Below are 18342 nucleotides of genomic sequence, written 5' to 3' on the forward strand. Positions count from 1 at the left end.
CTGTCGGCGACAAGTCTGCTGTCGGTGACAAGTCTGCTGTCGCGGGTAGGTCTGCTGGGCGGGGTCAGAGGTAGGGGTGCTGCGCGGCCTTGGCGGGTCGGTACGCGACGGCGGCCTGCTGGGTGCTCGCCAGCCGCGAGGTCTGCGCCACGGGCACGTCCCACCAGCCCGACGACGGCGGGTTCGGGCCTTCGAGGTCGGTCTCGACGACGATCGCGGTGGTGGCGTCGTTGGCCGCGGCGGTGGCGTAGGCCTGGCGGAACTCGGTCATCGAAGCGGGTTCGAGGACCTCGACCCCGTAGCTGCGGATGTTGGCGGCGATGTCCATCGGAACCTTCGCGCCGTCGAGCAGCCCGGTCTCGGGGTTGCGCATCCGGTACTTGGTGCCGAAGCGCTGCGAGCCGTGCTCCTGCGACAGTGAGCCGATCGAGGCCCAGCCGTGGTTCTGCAGGACGACGAGGACGACCTTGATCCCCTCGGCGACGATCGTGGCGATCTCCTGCGGGGCCATCTGGTAGGTGCCGTCCCCGACGACGGCGACGACCTCGCTGCCCGGGCGCGCCATCTTGGCGCCCATCGCGGCGGGGATCTCGTATCCCATGCAGGAGAAGCCGTACTCCAGGTGGTACTGCACCGGGGTGCGGGCCCGCCACAGCGCCTGGAGGTCGCCCGGCATCGAGCCGGCGGCGTTGATGAGGATGTCGTCGTCGGCCATGAGCTCGTTGAGCGCGCCGAAGACCTCGGTCTGCGCCGGCAGCGGCGAGTGGTTGCGGTGGAAGCACTCCTCGGTGACCCGTGCCCAGTCCGCGACCAGCTCGGTCACCCGCCGGGAGTAGTCCGCCTCGACGCGGTAGCCGGCGAGCGCCGTCGTGAGCGCGGCCAGTCCGGTGCGGGCGTCGGTGACGACCATCTCGGCGGCGTTCTTGGCGGCGTCGAACGCCTTGACGTTGAGGTTGACGAAGCGCACGCCGGGGTGACGGAACGCGGTGCGGCTGGCGGTGGTGAAGTCGGTGTACCGGGTCCCGACGCCGATGACGACGTCGGCCTCGGCGGCCAGCGCGTTGGCCGCCGCGCTGCCGGTGGAGCCGACACCGCCGGCCGCGGCCGGGTGCTCCCAGCTGATCGCGCCCTTGCCGGCCTGGGTGTCGACGACCGGGATCCCGGTGGCGTCGGCGAGGGCGGTGAGCTCGGCGCTCGCCTCGGAGTAGACCACCCCGCCGCCGGCGACGATCACGGGCCGTCGCGCCCCGCGGATGGCCTCGACCGCGCGGTCGAGGGCCGCCGGCTCGGGCACCGGGCGGGCGACGTGCCAGACGCGGCGGCGGAAGAACTCCTCGGGCCAGTCGAACGCCTCGGACTGGACGTCCTGCGGCAGGCAGATGGTCACCGCGCCGGTCTCGGCCGGGTCGGTGAGCACCCGCATCGCCGCGAGCGCGCTGGCGAGCAGCTGCTCGGGCCGGTGGATCCGGTCGAAGAGCCGCGACACCGGGCGGAAGGCGTCGTTGACCGAGGCTTCGGGGGTCTGCTCATTCTCCAGCTGCTGCAGCACCGGGTCGGGCGAGCGGGTGGCGAAGTTGTCCGAGGGCAGCAGCAGGACGGGGATGCGGTCGACGGTGGCGAGGGCGGCGCCGGTGACCATGTTGGTCGAGCCGGGGCCGATGGACGCGGCGCACGCGAAGGTCTGCAGCCGGTTCGTGGTGCGGGCGTAGGACACCGCGGCGTGCACCATGCCCTGCTCGTTGCGGGCCTGGTAAAAAGTCACCGGCTCCTCCCCCGGCGCCGGGTCGAGCTCGTTCTGCAGCAGCGCCTGGCCGATGCCGGCGACGTTGCCGTGCCCGAAGATCGCGAAGGCGCCAGCGATCAGCCGCTGCTCGACGCCGTCGCGCTCGGAGTACTGCACGGAGAGGAACCGGACGAGCGCCTGGGCGACCGTCAGCCGGACGGTGCCGGGCTGGGCGGCATCGGTCATGGTCCCCCCTCGGGTGTCTCGACGGGTCGGGTCATCGGCAGCCGGGGGTCGACCTCCTGGGAGTCCCACGTACCGCGCACCCAGTGGTGGGTGGGGTCGTCGGTCATCAGCCAGCTGCCATCCTCGGCGGGCCCGGCCATGACGTTGAGGTAGTAGAGGTCGTAGTCCGGGGCGGCCATCGAGGGGCCGTGATAGCCGTGCGGGGTGAGGACGACGTCGCCGGCGCGGACCTCGGTGGCGATCTCGATCGGCCGTTCGGCGGTGCCGTAGGTGCGGTGGAAGGCGAAGCCGGGTCCGTGCGGCCCGGGACGGACGTCGAAGAGGTAGATCTCCTCGAGCTCGCGCTCGACGTCGTTGTGCTCGTCGTGCTTGTGCGGCGGGTAGGAGGACCAGTTCCCGCCCGGGGTGAGGACCTCGCAGACGAGCAGGTGGTCGGTCTCGAGGTCGTTCGCGAGCGCGTAGTTGTTCACCTGGCGCGACGCCCGGCCGGCGCCGCGCAGCTCGGTGCGGACCTTCTCGGCCCCCTGGTAGGACACCGCCAGCCGGCGGGTGGCGCGGGCGCTGGGCAGGGCGAAGGTACCGCCGTCGGCCGAGGTGATCGTCAGCGTCGTCCCGATCGGGACGTAGAGGTAGTCGGTGACGGCGGTGAACACGTCCGGCCGGCCAGCCAGCTCGTGGCTGCGGCCCTCGACCGTCACGGTGCAGGAGCCGGACAGCGGCAGGACGAGCATCTCGTCGTCGCCGGTGGTTACCTCCTCGCGCTGCCCGGCGGCCAGCTCGAGGACCTTGATGCCGGTGAAGGTCCAGCCGGCTCGCTCGGGGGTGATGTCCAGGGCGTAGCGGCCGTGCGCGGTCTGCCCGGCGCGGACGACGAGGTCGTTGGTGTGGTTCACAGCAGTCCTACCGCTCGGTCCACCGCCCCCTCGACGTCGCCGCCGTGGGGGTACAGCAGAGCTCGTCCGATGACCAGTCCCTCGATGCCGGGCAGGCGCAGCGCCTGCGCCCAGCCCGCCGCGGTCGCGTCAGCGTCCTCGGTGACCGCGCCGCCGAGGATCAGCGCCGGCAAGGTCGAGGCGGCCGCGACAGCCGCCATGTCCGGCACCATCGGCAGCTTTAGCCAGGTGTACGCGGAGCTGCCGGCCAGCCCGGCGGCGATCGCCACCGACCTCACCACTGCCTCGGTGGTGAGGTCGTTGGTCGCCCGGCCGTCGATCCGCCGGGTGATGAAGGGTTCCACCATGGCCGTCAGCCGCGCGTCGGCGAGCTCGTCGACGGCGCGGGCGCTGGCCGCCATGGTGCGTAGCGAGCCGGGGTCGTCGGGGTCGATGCGCAGCAGCATCTTGCCGCCGTCGAGGCCGGCGTCGACGATCGACCGCGTCGTGTAGCCGGTGAAGCGGTCGTCCATCTCGAAGCTCGCGCCGAGCAGGCCGCCGCGGTTCATCGAGCCGTAGACCAGCTTGTGGTCGAGCGCACCCATGAGGGTGAGGTCCTCGACCATGTCCGCGGTGCCGAGGAAGCCGTGCACGCCGGGGCGGCCGAGCGCGGCGGCGCAGCGGCGCAGCAGCTCGCCGCGGTCCGCCATCGCGGCCGCGTCCCGCCCGGCGCCGAGCGAGCCACGCGCGGGGTGGTCGCACGCGATGATCATGAGCTTGCTGCCCGGTTCCGACGGCCGCCGTCCGCGGGGGCGCTCGGCCAGCGCACGGGCGATCCGCTCGGGCTCGTGCCGCCGGAGCTGGCGGATCTCCTCCAGCGTCGTCGTCATATTTCCCTCCGCTGGACGTCCTGGGGACGGGCGCCGGCGTCGACGACCTCGAGGACCTCGGCCTCGGTCGGCATGGCGGTCGAGCACTCGAGGCGGGACGCGACGATGGCGCCGGCGGCTCCCGCGGCGGTGATGGTGCGCCCCAGCGACCACCCCTCGAGCAGACCGTGGCACAGCGAGCCGCCGAACGAGTCGCCGGCGCCGAGGCCGTTGACCACCTCGGTGAGGGGCGCGGGAACCTCGACGCGCTCCTCACGGGTCTTGGCGAGGGCGCCCCGCGGCCCCTGCTTGACGATGGCGATCTCGACGCCGGCCTCCAGCAGCGCGTCGGCCGCCCGCTCCGGGTCGGTCTCCCCGACGGCGACCGCGCACTCCTCGCGGTTGCCCACCGCCACCGTGACACCGGGCAGGAACTCGCGCACCTCGGCGGTGGCCGCCTCGGGCGAGTCCCAGAACATCGGCCGGTAGTCGAGGTCGAGGACGGTGTGCTCGCGGCGCTGCCGGGCGGCGAGCGCGGCGCGGTGGGCCGAGCGCGACGGCTCGGCGGACAGCCCGGTGACCGAGAACCACACGATCCGCGCGCCGGCGACGGCGGCCGCCGGGATGTCCGCCGGGCTCACCTGCAGGTCCGGGGCGCTCGGCTCGCGGTAGAAGTAGAGCGGGAAGTTGTCCGGCGGGAAGATCTCGCAGAAGGTGACCGGGGTGGGCAGGTGGGCCACGGTGATGACGTGGGCGTCGCTGACGCCGAGCCGGACCATCTCGCGGCGCACGAAGCGGCCGAACGGGTCGTCGCCGACCCCGGTGACGGTCGCTGCCCGGTGACCGAGCCGGGCGGCGGCGACCGCGACGTTGGTCGGGCTGCCGCCGAGGAACTTGCCGAAGGTCTCGACGTCCTCGAGCCCGACGCCCGTAGTCAGCGGGTAGAGGTCGACGCCGCAACGACCCATGGTCAGGACGTCGAGCGGCGCGGTGGTCGAGCTTGTCACGGCACGCATCCTCCTGCTCACGTCCTCGTCGCAGCTGCACCCTCCCCCGGGGCGCTGCCCCAACCCTGCCGCAGCGAGGATCGGCAGTCAAGCATTTGTCCGGACAAACGCTCGGAGTTGCGCGGTAACGCCTGCGCAGGTGCGCGGTCGAGCGCCGGAGAGGTCAGCAACTGGCGACCTCGACGCCCTCGTGCGCGACGTCGTCGTCCCGGTTCCGTGACGACCGAGCGCCTCGCCAGACGCGCGCTCGTCGTGCCACCATGTCGCGACATCCTCAACGCCTGATCGGGAGTGACCGCAGATGACAGCGTCCGGCAGGGCGACAGCGGCTGCGCAGGTCTACCGCCCGCAGGTCGTCCTCGACCGTGACAGCCCGGTGCCGCTGTACCAGCAGATCTCCTCGGTGCTCCACGCCGCGATCGTCTCCGGCGAGGTCGCCGCGCACACCCGGATCGAGAACGAGCTGGCGATGGCCGAGCGGCTGCGGGTGTCGCGCCCGACCGCGCGGCAGGCGCTGCAGGAGCTCGTCGACAAGGGGATGCTCGTGCGCAAGCGCGGCGTCGGCACCGCGGTCGCCCCGGAGATCATCCGACGGGCGGTGGAGCTCACCAGCCTGCACGACGACCTCGCGGCGGCCGGCCGCGCACCGCGCACCGCGGTGCTCAGCTACGACACGCTGCCCGCGGACGAGGCGACGGCCGCGAAGCTGCGCGTCGCCGTCGGGTCGGACGTCGTGCACGTGCGGCGGCTGCGGTACGCCGACGGTGAGCCGCTCGCGCTGCTGACCAACGACATCGTCGCCGAGGTCGCGCCCACCCGCGCCGAGCTCGAGCGCGACGGGCTCTACACCTCGCTGCGCGCCCGCGGGGTCCGGCTCCGGCTCGCCCACCAGACCATCGGCGCCCGGCAGGCCACCGCAGCCGAGGCCCGGATGCTGGAGGAGCCGGTCCGCGCGGCGGTGCTGACCATGGAGCGCGTCGCGATCGCGGACACCGACACCGTGGTGGAGTACGGCACCCACATTTACCGCGCATCGCGGTACAGCTTCCACACCAGCGTCGTCGCGCGCTGAGCGGGCCGGCCCGGCCGGCTGGGTATCTCGTTCAACCGCTCGCCGGCCGCCAAGGAAGCTCCACCAGACCGTTGCTCGTCAACGTGAGACTCCACGGGCCTGGACCGAGCTCGGCTACTGACAGCTCGATCCGTGCCCAGTGGCGCTCCACGAGATCCACCTGGTCGTCGGACGACATGTCCTTCTTCCCACCAAACCAGATCGAGCGCATACCGTTGTCGATGTAGCGGGTGACCTCGATCGGACGGGTCCTGATCCGTTTGTCGCGGTGGAATGCGACCAGCCCGCCCGCGGCGATCACGGCCATCCACTCCACGTCGCGAGCGCCGAGGCCGACTGCGGGCAGGTCGGGATGACCCGGGTACAGGACGTCTCCTCGCCGGGCAGCGAGCTTCTTGCCGAAACCGAGGACGCTCTCGTCAGCGAACCACCGGTAGGCGCCGTGCATGGGCTACGCCGAGAAAGCGGCGACCTCGTAGCGGAGAGCGGACTCGATCTCCTCGGTGCTCAGTTCCCAGAGCTCGGCGAGCTCCGACACGCTCTCACCGGCGTTGAACTGTTCGAGCAGCACATCCGTGGGAACGGCCCTGACAACGGGCCGGCCTCCTTGCCGTTCCGGGTCAATCAGCACGAGGGAGTCGCTGCTCGCGGGCCGCAGACGCACAGCCATGCCGTCGGCGTAGTCGACCGCCCTGACGAACGCCTCGACCGGTCGGGCTGAGATCAGTCCCTGTCCAGAGCGAACGACCACGAGCTGCAGCTCTCGCGGCAAGCCGACGTCGTCCTGGATCCGGCGCACCAGCTCCCTGCCCTCGACCTCGAGGAATGGCCGTGCGTGCGCCAAAGGATAGCGACCGAATTCCTCTCGCAGCCTTTCAACCGCCGGCCGAAGTCGCTGCAGTGAGACGCCCCTGTTCCGATACTCCGAAAGGAGCCTGGTCTCAACGAACTCTCCCCAGGTGACGACATCCTCACCCGCGGGAGAAGGCCGCAGCACGGGTGGGTACTCGTCGCGTCCCCGCCGGTAGCCGTTGAGCCACCGCCGCGCAGTCCCGGAGTGGAGACCGAGGTGGCGGTCGACATCAGCGTGGCTGTACATCGGCCTGTCGAGCAGGCCGTACTTGCCCCCATCAACGGCACGATCGGCGGTCATGCTCCGAGAATGACACAGCTGGCCAGCGTGCGGCGCGGAATATCGACGTGGTTGTGGACAGCGCCCGGGTCAGCGCCGCACGACGTTGTTGCCGAAGCGGCCGATCCCCTCGACCTCGACCTCGACCCGCTGGCCGGGCTCCATCGACCCGACGCCGGCCGGCGTGCCGGTGAGGATGATGTCGCCTGGCAGCAGCGTGAAGATCGTCGAGACGTAGGCGATGAGCTCGGGCACCGAGCGCACCATGTCCGAGGTGCGGCCGTCCTGGCGCAGCTCGCCGTCGACCCAGGAGCGGACCGTGAGGTCGGTGACGTCGAGGTCCAGCGCCAGGAACGGGCCGATCGGGCAGGAAGTGTCGAAGGCCTTGGCCCGCGTCCACGTGTCGTCGGCCCGCTGGGCGTCGCGCGCCGTGACGTCGTTGGCGACGGTGTAGCCGAACACGTACTCGTGGGCCTTCTCTACCGGCACGTGCTTGGCCATCTTGGCGATGACGACGGCGAGCTCGGCCTCGTAGCTGAGCTCGTTGGTGTAGCCGGGCATGACGATCGGGTCGTCCGGGCCGACGACGGCGGTGTTCGGCTTGAGGAAGACCACCGGCTCGGCGGGCACCTCGTTGCCCATCTCCGCGGCGTGCGCGGCGTAGTTGCGGCCGATGCCCACCACCTTGGAGCGGGGGATGATCGGCGACAGCAGCCGGACCTCGTCGAGGCCGACCCGCTCCCCCGTCGTCGAGATGGGTGTGAACAGGGGGTCGCCGTTGATGACGACGAGGTCGGTGGAGCCGTCCTCGAGGATGCCGTACTTGGGGCTGTCCCCCGTGGTGAACCGAGCGATGCGCATGGCGCTCACGGTACAACGGCGCGGCCGGTGCGGGGCTCCGCGGCCGATCTGAGACGCAGGCGGCCCGACGACGCGGCGGTGCCTGGACGCTGGCACGATGACGACCATGACATTTCCGGTACGGATCGCCGTCCAGCTCAAGCCGCAGCACGCCGACTACGCCCAGATCCGCGACGCGGTGGCGCGCGCGGAGGACGCCGGCGTCGACGTCATCTTCACCTGGGACCACTTCTTCCCGCTCACCGGCGAGCCGGACGGCAAGCACTTCGAGTGCTGGACCGTCCTCGGCGCCTGGGCGGAGGCGACGAGCCGCGCCCAGATCGGTGCGCTGGTCACCTGCAACAGTTACCGCAACCCCGAGCTGCTGGCCGACATGGCCCGCACGGTCGACCACATCAGCGACGGCCGCATCATCCTCGGCATCGGCGCCGGCTGGTTCGAGCGCGACTACACCGAGTACGGCTACGACTTCGGCACCGCCGGCAGCCGGCTCGCCGACCTCGGGCAGGCCCTGCCGCGGATCAAGGACCGCTGGTCGCAGCTCAACCCGGCCCCCACCCGCGACATCCCGGTCCTCATCGGCGGTGGCGGCGAGCGCAAGACGTTGCGGTACGTGGCCGAGCACGCGGACATCTGGCACAGCTTCGCCGACCTCGACACGCTGCGGCACAAGAGCGCGGTGCTCGACCGGCACTGCGAGGACGTCGGCCGCGACTCGGCGAGCATCGAGCGCTCGGTCGGCGTCAAGCACTCCCCCGCCGAGGTCGGCGACGCGCTGGTGGCCGCCGGCGCCACGCTGTTCACCATCGGCGCCGAGGGCCCCGACTACGACCTGTCCCTGCTGAAGGACTGGATCGCCTGGCGCGACGCCCGCTGACGCGGGTGCCCGACCCGCCCACGCCGGTAGCCCGGACCCCTCAGCGCTCAGCACGCCCTTCCCGATCAACGGTCGCCCCTTCCAACAGGGCTGATATGAGTGAGAGGGGCGATTCCAACGCCTTCCTGCGGCCCCCGCGCCACTACGCTGGCCCGGTGAAGGAACGCATCATCGCGGTGGACATCGCCCGTGGTCTCGCCGTGCTCGGCATGTTCGTCGCCCACCTCGGCTACGCCGTCGACGGGGTGCCCTCGCCGTCGTGGCTCGTCGTCGCCGACGGTCGGCCGTCGTCGTTGTTCGCGATCCTCGCCGGCGTGTCGATCGCGCTGTTCACCGGGGGCCGGGTCGTGCCGCGCGACGAGGCGTTGGTCCGCGGCTACCTGCGGGTGGCCACCCGGGCGATCGCGATCTTCGTCATCGGCGTCGTGCTCATGTTGCTGGAGACGCCGGTCGCGGTGATCCTGCCGTCCTACGCGGTGACGTTCCTGCTCGTCATGCCGGCGATCGCCGCCCGGTGGCAGCTCGCGGCGTTCTTCGCCGGCGTGGTCGCCGTCGCCGGCCCCACGCTCGTGGCGGCGCTGACCGTCTCTGGCGACGACGGCGAGAGCTGGCTGCTGCGGACGCTGGGGACCGACGAGGCCTTCGTGCTCGACCTGTTCGTCACCGGCCACTACCCGGCGCTGGTGTGGGCGGCGTACATGCTGCTCGGCCTCGCCATCGGGCGGCTGGACCTGCGAGCACGTCGGGTGCAGCTGACCATGGCGGTCACCGGGCTGGGCCTCCTGCTCGTCGGCCACGGCGGCTCCGATCTCCTGCTCTCCGCCGGCGCCGGCGACTCCGAGCTGGGGTACCGGCTGGTGAGCGCCGAGCCGCACATGGACTCGACCTTCGAGCTGCTGGGCAACAGCGGCGTCGCGCTGCTCACCCTCGCCGTGCTGCTCCTGCTCACGACGACGGCAGCGATCGCCCGGGTGGCGCGCGCGCTGCTCTATCCGATCGCCGCCACCGGCGCGATGGCGCTGACCGCGTACTCGGTGCACATCGTCGCGATCGCGATTCTCGGCGTCGACGTCGTCTGGTACCCCGAGTCCAACGCCGTCCTCGTGTGGTTCATCGTCGTCACGCTCGTCGCGTGCTCGCTGTGGGCACGGTTCCTCGGCCGCGGGCCGCTCGAGCGGCTCATGCGGGCGGTCACCGTCGGCGGCCTCCCCGCGTCGGCGCCGCCGCCCGGGTCGCACGCAGTCCCCGGGCCGGTCGCGGCACCGGGGCCCGCACCAACGAATCCGCCGTCGGCGCCGCCCGCCGCCGCTGACCGCCGCGGCGAGCAGTAGGCCCGCGAAGCGTTGCTCTCAACACGACTATCTCGCGCAACGTGAGCCGACGCGGCGTGTGGGGTAAGACGTGCTGGATGTTGTCACGGCCGTCGGTGGTGCCTGACAGACTCCGAGCATGCGGATTCTCCAGTCGGCACTCAAGCACGGGTGCACGCCGGCAGACATCGTGCATGCGATCGCCAGCGCGTGGCAACGAACCCGCGTGGGCGAGGAACCGGATAGGTGGCTGTACGTCGGCGTCGACGGCTCCGCGAGACCCCTGGAGATAGTGACCGTCCAGGAGATGATGGGACCGAGGTTGTCATCCATGCGATGAAGCTGCCTAAGAAGCACTACCCGAAAGGAGGAGGGAACTCGTGAGTTTCGAGATCACCAACCGTGTGCCTGGGGTCAGCGACAAAGATGTGGCCGCGATGACCGCGGAGGCTCAGGACGGATACGACCTGGCCGAAACCGTGGCGGAGCCGAACCCCCACTTCCAGCGACTACAGCTCGTGCCAGACGACCTCCTCGAGGCCATCGACGAGCGCGCACGGCGAGATGGGCAGTCGCCCGACGCAGTCGTGCGCCAAGCTTTGGCGACGTACCTGCACACCGCTTAACAGCCGCAGTTCGTTTGCGCGAGCGCGCTGAGGACCGAGGGACTGCAAGGACCGCCTGCCTGCAGACACAATCCGGGTATGAGCCCAGATCCCTCGGCAGCCACTCATACCCGTGTCGCTGGACGAATCATCGCCGCTGCGGCCGCGGTCTCGCTCGCCCTCGTCGCCTGCGGCGACGCCGGTAGCGAGCCGCGCGACGGGGCCGGGGACGCGCTGGGCGCCGATCTCGCGGGCAGCCTGTCCGCAGCGGACGCTGCCGCGGCGGCCGACGGCGTCAATGCGTTCGGCTTCGACCTGCACACCGGCGTGGCGCAGGACGGCGAGAACACGGTCACCTCACCGCTCTCGGCGTCGGTGCTGCTGGCGATGGTGACGGCCGGCGCCGACGGGGACACCGCCGAGGAGATGGTCGAGCTGCTGGGCCTCGACGGTCCGCAGGACACCCGGTACGCGGCACTGCTCGCTGATCTGGTCGACACCGATGACGTGACGCTGGCGATCGCGAACTCGCTGTGGGCGGCCGAGGGCTACCCGTTCGAGGACGACTACGTCTCGTTCGTGCAGGACACCTACCGGGCGACTCTCGACGAGGTCGACCTCGGCTCGCAGGACGCCGCCGACACGATCGACGACTGGGTCAGCGATGGCACCGAGGGGCTCATCGACGAGATCGCCGCGGACCTCGGCCTGCCCGACGCGCAGGCGGTGCTGGTGCTGCTCAACACGGTCTACTTCCTCGGGACGTGGACCACCACGTTCAACGAGGACGACACCCGCCCGGCGCCATTCACGCTGGCCGACGGCGACGTGGTGGATGTCCCCACGATGCACCGCAGCGCCGCCGAGCTGGAGACCTCCGTCGGGGACGGCTTCCAGATGCTCCGGCTCCCCTACGGCGACGACGAACGGTTCGGCATGGAGGTACTGCTGCCCGACGAGGACGTCGCCCTCGACGAGATGCTCGGCGACCTCGACGCCGGGACCTGGCAGGAGACGGTCGACGGCCTCCAGCCGGCCACCGTCTCCGGGGTCGCGCTGCCGCGCTTCGAGCTCGAGTGGGAAGCGGACCTCACCGAGGTGCTGCATTCGCTCGGGATGGAGTCTGCGTTCGGCGGCGGGGACTTCACCCCGATGTCGCCGGCCAACCCGTCCCTCGACGCCGTCGCGCAGAAGACCTACATCCGCGTCGACGAGGAGGGCACCGAGGCCGCGGCCGTCACGGGCGGGGCCATGACGACGTCATCCACAGGACCGCCGCCGTTCCAGGTCGACCGGCCCTTCGCGTTCACCGTGAGTGACCGTGAAACCGGCGTCGTGCTCTTCCTCGGCAGCGTTCACGACCCCCGCGGCTGACACGCCATCGACCCTGCGTAAGGTCGTGATGATGGAGACCGACTACGTCCGCCCCAGCGCCGGGGTACTCGAGGGACTGGTGGCGGCCACACTGGCAGAAGCCGGAGTCCAAGCCGCTCCCGCCGAGTGGGAGTGGGTCGAGTCCGGCTCCAGCAGCATCGTCGTACTGGCGGGGCCGGCGGCAGTCCGTGTCGCGCGGGACGCGTGGACCACCCCCGCGGTTCTGCGTACTCAGCGGCTTGTCGATGCGCTCCCCCGGCTGCCGTTCCCCGTCCCCATCAGCATCGGCGACGCCGTCCACGACGGCGGACTGGTGGCGGTACCCACCCGACGCCTGTCGGGTAGCGCACATCCTCCGGGCAGCGGCGACCCGGCAGAGTTGCGGGCGTTGCTCGACGCGGTCCACAGTCTGCCGCCAGCGGAACTGCGTCCGCACCTGGCGCCCGCCAGGTCGTTCTGCGGCGGGCCAGACTGGGAGCACGTCCTCCGCGAACAGGTCGTCCCGGCGCTGCCACCAGACGTCCGGGACGAGGCCCGCCACCGCATCGATGCCCTCGCAGGCCTGGCCATCGGCGACGTCGTCGTCAACCATGGCGACCTGGCCAGCAGCAACGTGCTGTGGGCCGACGGGCGGGTCAGCGGACTGCTGGACTGGGACCTCACCAGCGAGGAGGACCCGGCTGAGGACGTCGCGAGCTTGCTGAGCTGGCACGGCTGGCACCTACTCCACGAGGTGGTCGACTCTGCGACCGCCGCCCGAGCAAAGGCCTTCCGCGGTTGCTTCCCCCTGCAGATCGTCGCCTTCAGCCTGCTGCGGCGCCGTCCTGCTCACGAGCTCGCCCGGATGGTGGAGCGCGCGACGGGCAAGCTCCGCCGCTGACCGGCGCGGCGAGCCGTAGAACCTCAGGGTGCGGCGAGCAGGAGGAACGCGTCGTCCGCGATGCTTGCCCCGATTCCGCCGCCGACCTCTCGAGCGATGGCGAGCTCGTCAACACGGAGTCGTCAGCACGGCGAAGTTGCTCTACACCTCGAACGCTTGCAGTACATGAGTCCTGTACAGCAGGATAGCCCAATGGCGGTGCGGGACGGTGGTGACAGGAGCTCGCGACTGTTGCGCGGGATCCTGGATGCCTGCCTCCTGGCCCTGGTGGCCGAGCGTGACCGATATGGGTACGAGATCGCCGACGCGCTGCGCGGGGCGGGTCTTGGCCTGGTGCGTGACGGGTCGATCTATCCGCTGCTGTCGCGACTGGAGCACAAGGGACACCTGGACAGCTATCTGGCCCCATCGGCCAGCGGGCCCCGGCGCCGGTACTACGCCATTACCTCCGCCGGCCGGACAGAGCTGCACAGCGCTGCTGCCATCTGGGCCCAGGTCTCCGGCGGCGTAGAGGCCGTCTTGGGCCAGCACCTGAAACCGGAAGGACCTCCATGAGCACCGCACGCCCATCGGGCCACGAGCGCCAGATCGACGATGTCCTGCGCCAGGTCAACCGGTACTGGCGAGGCGGCGGAGTGCCGCGACCCGAGCGGCGCGACCGCCTCGAGGAGCTCCGCGGCCACTTGCAGGAAGCAAGCACCGCGGGGCGCCGTGCGGATGAGGTTGTCGGCACCGACGTCGCTGCCTTTGCAGCAGATTGGATGGCGGCCGACCGGACCCGCCCCTGGCTCACCACCGCCCTCAGGACCACGGCCACGCTAGCGTTGGCCACCGGCTTCCTGGCCCTCCTGGGGCCGATCACCCTCGATCAAGACCCGTTCACGCTCAGTGGACCTCCCCTGGTCGTCCTCATCGTCGCCGTCCTGGCGATGATCGCGGTGGACATTATCCGCCACCACCGGGGCCAGCTGAGCACTCGCGCGGTGACCCTGCTGGGGATTGCTGGAGTCGTGGCGGCCGGGCTCGTTGGCGGGTTGGCGACCGGCTTCCTCGAGAATCAGGTCGTTGCTGAGCTGCCCTGGCCAATGGGCATCGCACTGATCGCCGTCGGTGCCGTCTGCGCGGAGGTAGCGCGCCGGATGCGCCGCACCGCGCGGACCACCACCACATGACCGCCCGCAGAATGAGCCACCGCCCCCCTGGCGTTGCGGCGACGCGTTCGCGATCGTCGATCACGATGCGTCATCGATTGCGGCGAGCGGCCTCCGCGACAAACTTGATGACTTTCTCGGGCCGGGTCAAGGAGTCGCGGGCCGCACGGCGGGAGACGAGGCGATCCAATAACTCTTGTGTGGGCGTCACGATGCGAACCCAGTAGCCGCCGACATGATGACGGCTGATAGTGAGCCCGTGAGTTTCCCCATCGACCGCGATGTCGATTCCACCGTCGTCGGGAGTGGCGCCGGGATCATCGAGGAGGACCGCGGCGAGCGCCCCCAAGCCGATTGTGGAAACGGCGCCGGGAAAGCGGAAGCGGGTACTCGGCAAACGCAAGATCGCGCTCTCGACGTCGTCCCAATCGAACGAGGCGACCTCGACCGCGCCGTTGTGCTGGACCAGTTCGCCGGGGGTGAGTCGAACGTGATGGCGTAATAGGTCGCCGATGACGAGGACGCCGACCTTGCTGCTGAGTGGTCCGTACCGAGTCATGACGCAATCTTAGAAGTAGGTGGGTGGAGCGAGTCCCTTGCACCCTCGACTGATCGCGGCGTGCCATTGCCGTCTACCAACTGCTCCATTCGCTCGCGATCACCGTGAGCTTGCGCGTCGGTACTGTCGTTCGCCGGGCTCCCCCGCTCGCCCCCTACAGTGCGCCGCCGGTGACCTCGAACGAGATCTCCTGCGGTTCGCTCCGCTCGCCCGCGCCGTCGACGCCCGCGAAGGAGACGGTGTAAGACCCGGGCTCGTCGACCTCGACGACGCCGTCGTAGGCCAGCCAGTCGCCGTCATTGATCGAGTACTCGACCGTCTCGACGTCGTCCGCCGTGGCCTCGAGGACGAGGGTGGCCGGCGCGTCATAGGCGGCGAAGTCGGCGCAGGCGATCGGCAGGCCGGGGAACTCCGAGTCGTGGATCATCATCGACAGCGGCTGCTGACGCGGCACCCAGTCCGCACTGCCCGCGCCGGTCGCCGAACCGGTCATGCTCGGCTCAAGGGGCCCTTCCGGGTCACCGGAGGAGGACAGCCAAATCTCGTTCGGGGGCGCCATCGGGCCGGAGTGGTCGTTCATGTAGTGCCCGCCGAACTCCGTGCAGGACCCGTCGTGCAAGTGAGCCGGGTGAGGCTCACCGGAGAGCAAGCCCTCCACCTCCGTGGTGATCTCGGTTCCGGACTCGCTCTTGACCATCGTCGCGGTGCCCTCGACGACCAGCGTGTTGGTCGCACTGCCGAGCCCCTCGCCCAGCTCCCCGTAGCTGCCGGTGGAGGTGCCGAGGACGTTGGCGGCGACCGGGCCCTCCACCGGGGCGGTCGCCTCGGCGTCGTGGTCGGTGTGTCCGCCGTGATCGTGCGCGTCGGCGTCGTCCTCGGTGGGCTCCGTCGTGGCGTCGACGGCAGTGGTCGGCTCGGGCTCCGCGGGCTCCTGGGGCGCGTCGGAGCACGCCGCCGTCACGAGACCGAAGCCGAGAACGACCGCGGCGATTCGGATCTGTGCGCGCATCATTGCCTCCAAGTGGTGGACGGCACCCGTTGCCGCCCGGAGGAGTGTAGACGAATGCGGTAGGGCCGCTGGTACCCCGACCGCGGGCCGACGGCGTCCAGCCGGGCGCCTGGGGCCGAGAGTTCCTCACCAGTCAGCCTCCCTTCACCGGGCATAGTCGCGGGCGGGTCTCACGGGACTGCACCCGCCCAGACGGCGATCAGGCCGACCCGGTGCCGTGCTCCGCCACGGTGAGGGTTCGGCTTACGGGACGTCCGGATCTACCGACGTCCGGGCTCTTTCGGTCGGCACACTGTTGCCTGGGGAAGCTGGCCGCGAGTCCCCTGCCGGTGAGTGGCGGGCCGCCGTTTCCTGACCGTGCCTGCCGCTTTCGCGGCGAGCTCTCGGGGGGTGCGGAGGAGGTGGTCAGTGCGGCGGCCGCAGATCTGCGAACGCCGTGCTGGCCCTGCAGCCGAGCTCGCCGGGCTTCAGGTAGATCGGCGGCACATGCACGTCGCGCACCTCGCCGCTACTGGAGCGCACCACGAGAACGCAGTCGTCGTCGTCGCCCGTGGCGACGGCGACCGCCCGGCCCTCGATGCTCGCCGTGACCTCTGCGAGTGGCGTGACGCCGTTCGGGTGCGGCTCCAGCAGCGCCGTCACCGCCGCGACGACGTCCGCCTCTGGCGGCAGGTCGTCGGGCAGGGTTGTCAGCGCCGACCGCACGGCCTCCTCGGCGTTAGCTGCCATCTTGGGACGCTGAGACGGCGGTGCCGGCGCGGCCACGAGCTCGCCCGGACAGTCCACGCCGCGGACGTCATCCACGCCCCAGTTGTTGAACCCGACCCGGAAGCAGTGCGGGCCCGGGTCCTGCTCGGCCGGTGAGCCCCAGTACCCCCGCGGTGCTCGCCTGTCGGAGACCGTGAGGCCCAGGGTGATCCAGCCGATCGCCTTGCCGGCCACCTGCTGGTCGGCTGCCACCTCCTCAACGCCGAGCATGACGATCTCGGTGCCCTCGGTAGCTGCTTGGACGTGCTCGGAGAACTGCACAACGTCCCAGGCGTGCGAGTGGAAGACCGTCGGTGCGAGCAGGTAGTCGATGGCGTCCCTCGCGGACTCCTTGCCCAGGGACGCGGGCGAGGAACAGCCGGCGAGAGCGACCACTCCTACGGCGGTGAGTGCGCTGGTCACATAGCGCGCGAGCAAACGCATGTCAGCACACTAGCGGGGGCCGCAGCGGACCTGTTCGGGCGGCGGTCGCGCCAGCGTCCTCGAAGGCCGTCACTGTCACCAGCCCCTCTCGCCACGGCAGACCGCGCCAGGCTCGAGCCGCTCGAGAGGGCACTCGCTCGGTTCAGCAAAGTCTGAGCGGCGTGAGATTCGGGGCGCCCTCTTTGAAGGCGGGAGGAACTACCGCTCGATCCCAGCTTCGTGCTCGCGGCCATACAGCATTGGAACGGGCGAGGCCGAGATTGCCTTAGCCCCCGACTTCGTCGACAGAACCCACTTCCAGGGCGGCTACAAGCCCATAGTCTGTAGTCATCAGATGTCGACATCAGGAGTGCGCACAGATGCGAGCGAGACGGTGGGCAGTGCTATCGGCAGCAGTGCTCGGCGCCGTGGTGGCGGGTGGCTGCAGTGCCGATGACGAGGCTCATGCAGGTCAGACCGAGACACCGCAGGCCGGCACCGCCACCGAGTCACCCTCCTCGGCCGCCGCACCAGTGCCCGAGGCTCTGGATGACGCCGCCATCTGCACCGCCTTCGGTGATGTGTTGACGATCGTGGAGAACGCCGACCTCGGCCTCGCGGACGGCCGTATGGAGGCGCAAGAGCATGAGGGTTGGCACCAGTTGGCAACCCGCGTGCTCGATCACCTGCCCTCTGCTGGGGACAGCGCCGTGCACACTGCGATCGCCCAGCTCCAGGAGATCGCGCCAACCGTCCCATCCGGAGCAGGTCACGAGCCGACCGGTGTGCGCTCCCCCGAGTGGGACGACGCCATGGACGATCTCGGCGCCGTCTGTGACGGTCTCGGCGCTCCGCTCGCGATCAACGTCTTCACCGGCGGATGAGACACACAGCGGCGGCCCGGAGGCGCCCGCAGAGCCGTGCTTGTGGCCTGGCAGCCGTGGTCCTGGTGATCACGGCCGTGTCGGCGTGCAGCTCGACCGAGGAGCCGCCATCGACGGCTACATCGGTGCCGGCCACTGAGGACACTGTCGCTAGCGGGTCACCCGAACCCTCACAGACCGCCACAACCCGGCCGTCCCCCGGCACCGGCGCAGGGGCGGAACAGCCGGGCACCGAGGGCTACTACGTCGTCGACGACGGCCAGGCGACGGTGCCCGAGCGAAGCGGGGATGGCTGCGAGGGACTTCCCAGCCTGGAACCGCGGACCAACGCCACCGAGGACCGCGTCCACGGGTACTGGTACTCCAGCCTGCGCGACGTCGGCCCGATCGCCGGTGCCACCGGTGAGGTGACCTACGACGAGGACGACCAGCCGGTCGCATACGTCGCAGCACCCGGCGACACCATGCAGGCCATCGCCACCCGCTTCTGCATCGACCACTACCCCTACCTGGAGTGGATCAACGCCATCCGGCGAGGGGACGCCACGTCGGTGCTCGATCTCGACGGATCGATGCCCCTCTACGCGGGAGACACGATCAACCTAGACCCGTACACGATCGCCTCGGTCGGGGACGAGAACGGCGTGAGCCGCGACAACGCGATCGACTTCCACATCCCACCGCAGCATTGAGCGGCCGTCCCACCTTCGGGAGTCCCGCAAGGGGATCGGCGAATTCAGG

At 70.5% G+C, this 18342-nt stretch carries 21 protein-coding genes; 11 read left to right on the forward strand and 10 right to left on the reverse strand.

The annotated features are described in order from the left end of the window. Positions 1-64: 64 nt before the first annotated feature. Genes iolD through iolC form a run of 4 tightly spaced genes read right to left on the reverse strand, consistent with a single transcriptional unit; the run spans position 65 to position 4678 of the window. The gene (iolD, locus tag V2J52_RS14510; protein WP_331228442.1) at positions 65-1969 is read right to left on the reverse strand and encodes a 3D-(3,5/4)-trihydroxycyclohexane-1,2-dione acylhydrolase (decyclizing); all 1905 of its coding nucleotides are present in this window, start codon (positions 1967-1969) and stop codon (positions 65-67) included. Beyond that, on the reverse strand, positions 1966-2862 hold the full coding sequence (gene iolB / locus V2J52_RS14515; protein WP_331228443.1) for a 5-deoxy-glucuronate isomerase: 897 nt from the start codon (positions 2860-2862) through the stop codon (positions 1966-1968). Before iolB ends, iolD begins: the two co-directional genes overlap by 4 nt. Next, positions 2859-3731 carry a Cgl0159 family (beta/alpha)8-fold protein gene (locus tag V2J52_RS14520; RefSeq protein ID WP_331228444.1) on the reverse strand — a complete coding sequence of 291 codons (873 nt, stop codon included), beginning with the start codon at positions 3729-3731 and terminating at the stop codon, positions 2859-2861. The genes iolB and V2J52_RS14520 overlap by 4 nt, the downstream gene beginning before the upstream one ends. Then, entirely contained in the window at positions 3728-4678 is a 951-nt protein-coding gene (gene iolC, locus V2J52_RS14525) for a 5-dehydro-2-deoxygluconokinase (RefSeq protein WP_491062192.1), read from the reverse strand. The genes V2J52_RS14520 and iolC overlap by 4 nt, the downstream gene beginning before the upstream one ends. 340 nt (positions 4679-5018) lie before the next feature. Between iolC and V2J52_RS14530 the strand changes: the two genes are divergently transcribed. Then, positions 5019-5789, forward strand: coding sequence for a GntR family transcriptional regulator (locus tag V2J52_RS14530; protein ID WP_331228446.1), 771 nt, complete (start codon positions 5019-5021; stop codon positions 5787-5789). Positions 5790-5820: 31 nt separating this feature from the next. On the opposite strand, the gene V2J52_RS14535 is transcribed toward V2J52_RS14530, so the two are convergent. From V2J52_RS14535 to V2J52_RS14545, 3 genes are all read right to left on the reverse strand, one after another. Then, complete coding sequence (locus V2J52_RS14535; protein ID WP_331228447.1) at positions 5821-6237, reverse strand: PIN-like domain-containing protein; 417 nt, start codon at positions 6235-6237, stop codon at positions 5821-5823. 3 nt (positions 6238-6240) lie between these two features. After that, positions 6241-6942 (reverse strand): DUF433 domain-containing protein, encoded by a 702-nt coding sequence (locus tag V2J52_RS14540; RefSeq protein WP_331228448.1) that lies wholly within the window; start codon positions 6940-6942, stop codon positions 6241-6243. Positions 6943-7011: 69 nt separating this feature from the next. Further along, complete coding sequence (locus V2J52_RS14545) at positions 7012-7782, reverse strand: fumarylacetoacetate hydrolase family protein (protein ID WP_331228449.1); 771 nt, start codon at positions 7780-7782, stop codon at positions 7012-7014. Positions 7783-7879: 97 nt separating this feature from the next. On the opposite strand from V2J52_RS14545, the gene V2J52_RS14550 reads away from it, so the two are divergent. The 8 genes from V2J52_RS14550 (at position 7880) to V2J52_RS14585 (ending at position 14000) form a co-directional block, all read left to right on the forward strand. Further along, positions 7880-8659 carry an LLM class F420-dependent oxidoreductase gene (locus V2J52_RS14550; protein WP_331228450.1) on the forward strand — a complete coding sequence of 260 codons (780 nt, stop codon included), beginning with the start codon at positions 7880-7882 and terminating at the stop codon, positions 8657-8659. A gap of 155 nt (positions 8660-8814) precedes the next feature. Next, on the forward strand, positions 8815-9990 hold the full coding sequence (locus V2J52_RS14555; protein ID WP_331228451.1) for a DUF418 domain-containing protein: 1176 nt from the start codon (positions 8815-8817) through the stop codon (positions 9988-9990). A gap of 118 nt (positions 9991-10108) precedes the next feature. Continuing rightward, complete coding sequence (locus V2J52_RS14560) at positions 10109-10309, forward strand: hypothetical protein (protein WP_331228452.1); 201 nt, start codon at positions 10109-10111, stop codon at positions 10307-10309. A 40-nt stretch (positions 10310-10349) separates the two neighbouring features. Then, entirely contained in the window at positions 10350-10595 is a 246-nt protein-coding gene (locus V2J52_RS14565; protein WP_331228453.1) for a ribbon-helix-helix domain-containing protein, read from the forward strand. Between the two features lie 78 nt (positions 10596-10673). Continuing rightward, complete coding sequence (locus V2J52_RS14570; RefSeq protein WP_331228454.1) at positions 10674-11948, forward strand: serpin family protein; 1275 nt, start codon at positions 10674-10676, stop codon at positions 11946-11948. Between the two features lie 31 nt (positions 11949-11979). Further along, the gene (locus tag V2J52_RS14575; RefSeq protein WP_331228455.1) at positions 11980-12828 is read left to right on the forward strand and encodes a phosphotransferase family protein; all 849 of its coding nucleotides are present in this window, start codon (positions 11980-11982) and stop codon (positions 12826-12828) included. Positions 12829-13020: 192 nt separating this feature from the next. Then, positions 13021-13383, forward strand: coding sequence for a PadR family transcriptional regulator (locus tag V2J52_RS14580; protein ID WP_331228456.1), 363 nt, complete (start codon positions 13021-13023; stop codon positions 13381-13383). Then, entirely contained in the window at positions 13380-14000 is a 621-nt protein-coding gene (locus tag V2J52_RS14585) for a hypothetical protein (RefSeq protein WP_331228457.1), read from the forward strand. Before V2J52_RS14580 ends, V2J52_RS14585 begins: the two co-directional genes overlap by 4 nt. Before the next feature lie 70 nt (positions 14001-14070). Here V2J52_RS14585 and V2J52_RS14590 read toward each other — a convergent pair whose 3' ends face one another. The 3 genes from V2J52_RS14590 to V2J52_RS14600 form a co-directional block, all read right to left on the reverse strand. Continuing rightward, the gene (locus tag V2J52_RS14590; protein ID WP_331228458.1) at positions 14071-14538 is read right to left on the reverse strand and encodes a hypothetical protein; all 468 of its coding nucleotides are present in this window, start codon (positions 14536-14538) and stop codon (positions 14071-14073) included. Positions 14539-14692: 154 nt separating this feature from the next. Next, the gene (locus V2J52_RS14595; RefSeq protein WP_331228459.1) at positions 14693-15547 is read right to left on the reverse strand and encodes an OmpL47-type beta-barrel domain-containing protein; all 855 of its coding nucleotides are present in this window, start codon (positions 15545-15547) and stop codon (positions 14693-14695) included. Positions 15548-15952: 405 nt separating this feature from the next. Then, positions 15953-16738: a hypothetical protein gene (locus V2J52_RS14600; RefSeq protein ID WP_331228460.1), complete on the reverse strand. Its 786-nt coding sequence runs from the start codon at positions 16736-16738 to the stop codon at positions 15953-15955. A gap of 395 nt (positions 16739-17133) precedes the next feature. Here V2J52_RS14600 and V2J52_RS14605 point away from each other — a divergent pair, with 395 nt between their 5' ends. Continuing rightward, positions 17134-17601: a hypothetical protein gene (locus V2J52_RS14605; protein WP_331228461.1), complete on the forward strand. Its 468-nt coding sequence runs from the start codon at positions 17134-17136 to the stop codon at positions 17599-17601. A gap of 125 nt (positions 17602-17726) precedes the next feature. Continuing rightward, the gene (locus V2J52_RS14610; RefSeq protein WP_331228462.1) at positions 17727-18293 is read left to right on the forward strand and encodes a hypothetical protein; all 567 of its coding nucleotides are present in this window, start codon (positions 17727-17729) and stop codon (positions 18291-18293) included. The last annotated feature ends 49 nt before the right edge of the window (positions 18294-18342 follow it).

The sequence above is a fragment of the Georgenia sunbinii genome (assembly GCF_036421875.1).
In the GTDB taxonomy this organism is placed as follows: Bacteria; Actinomycetota; Actinomycetes; order Actinomycetales; family Actinomycetaceae; genus Georgenia_B; species Georgenia_B sunbinii.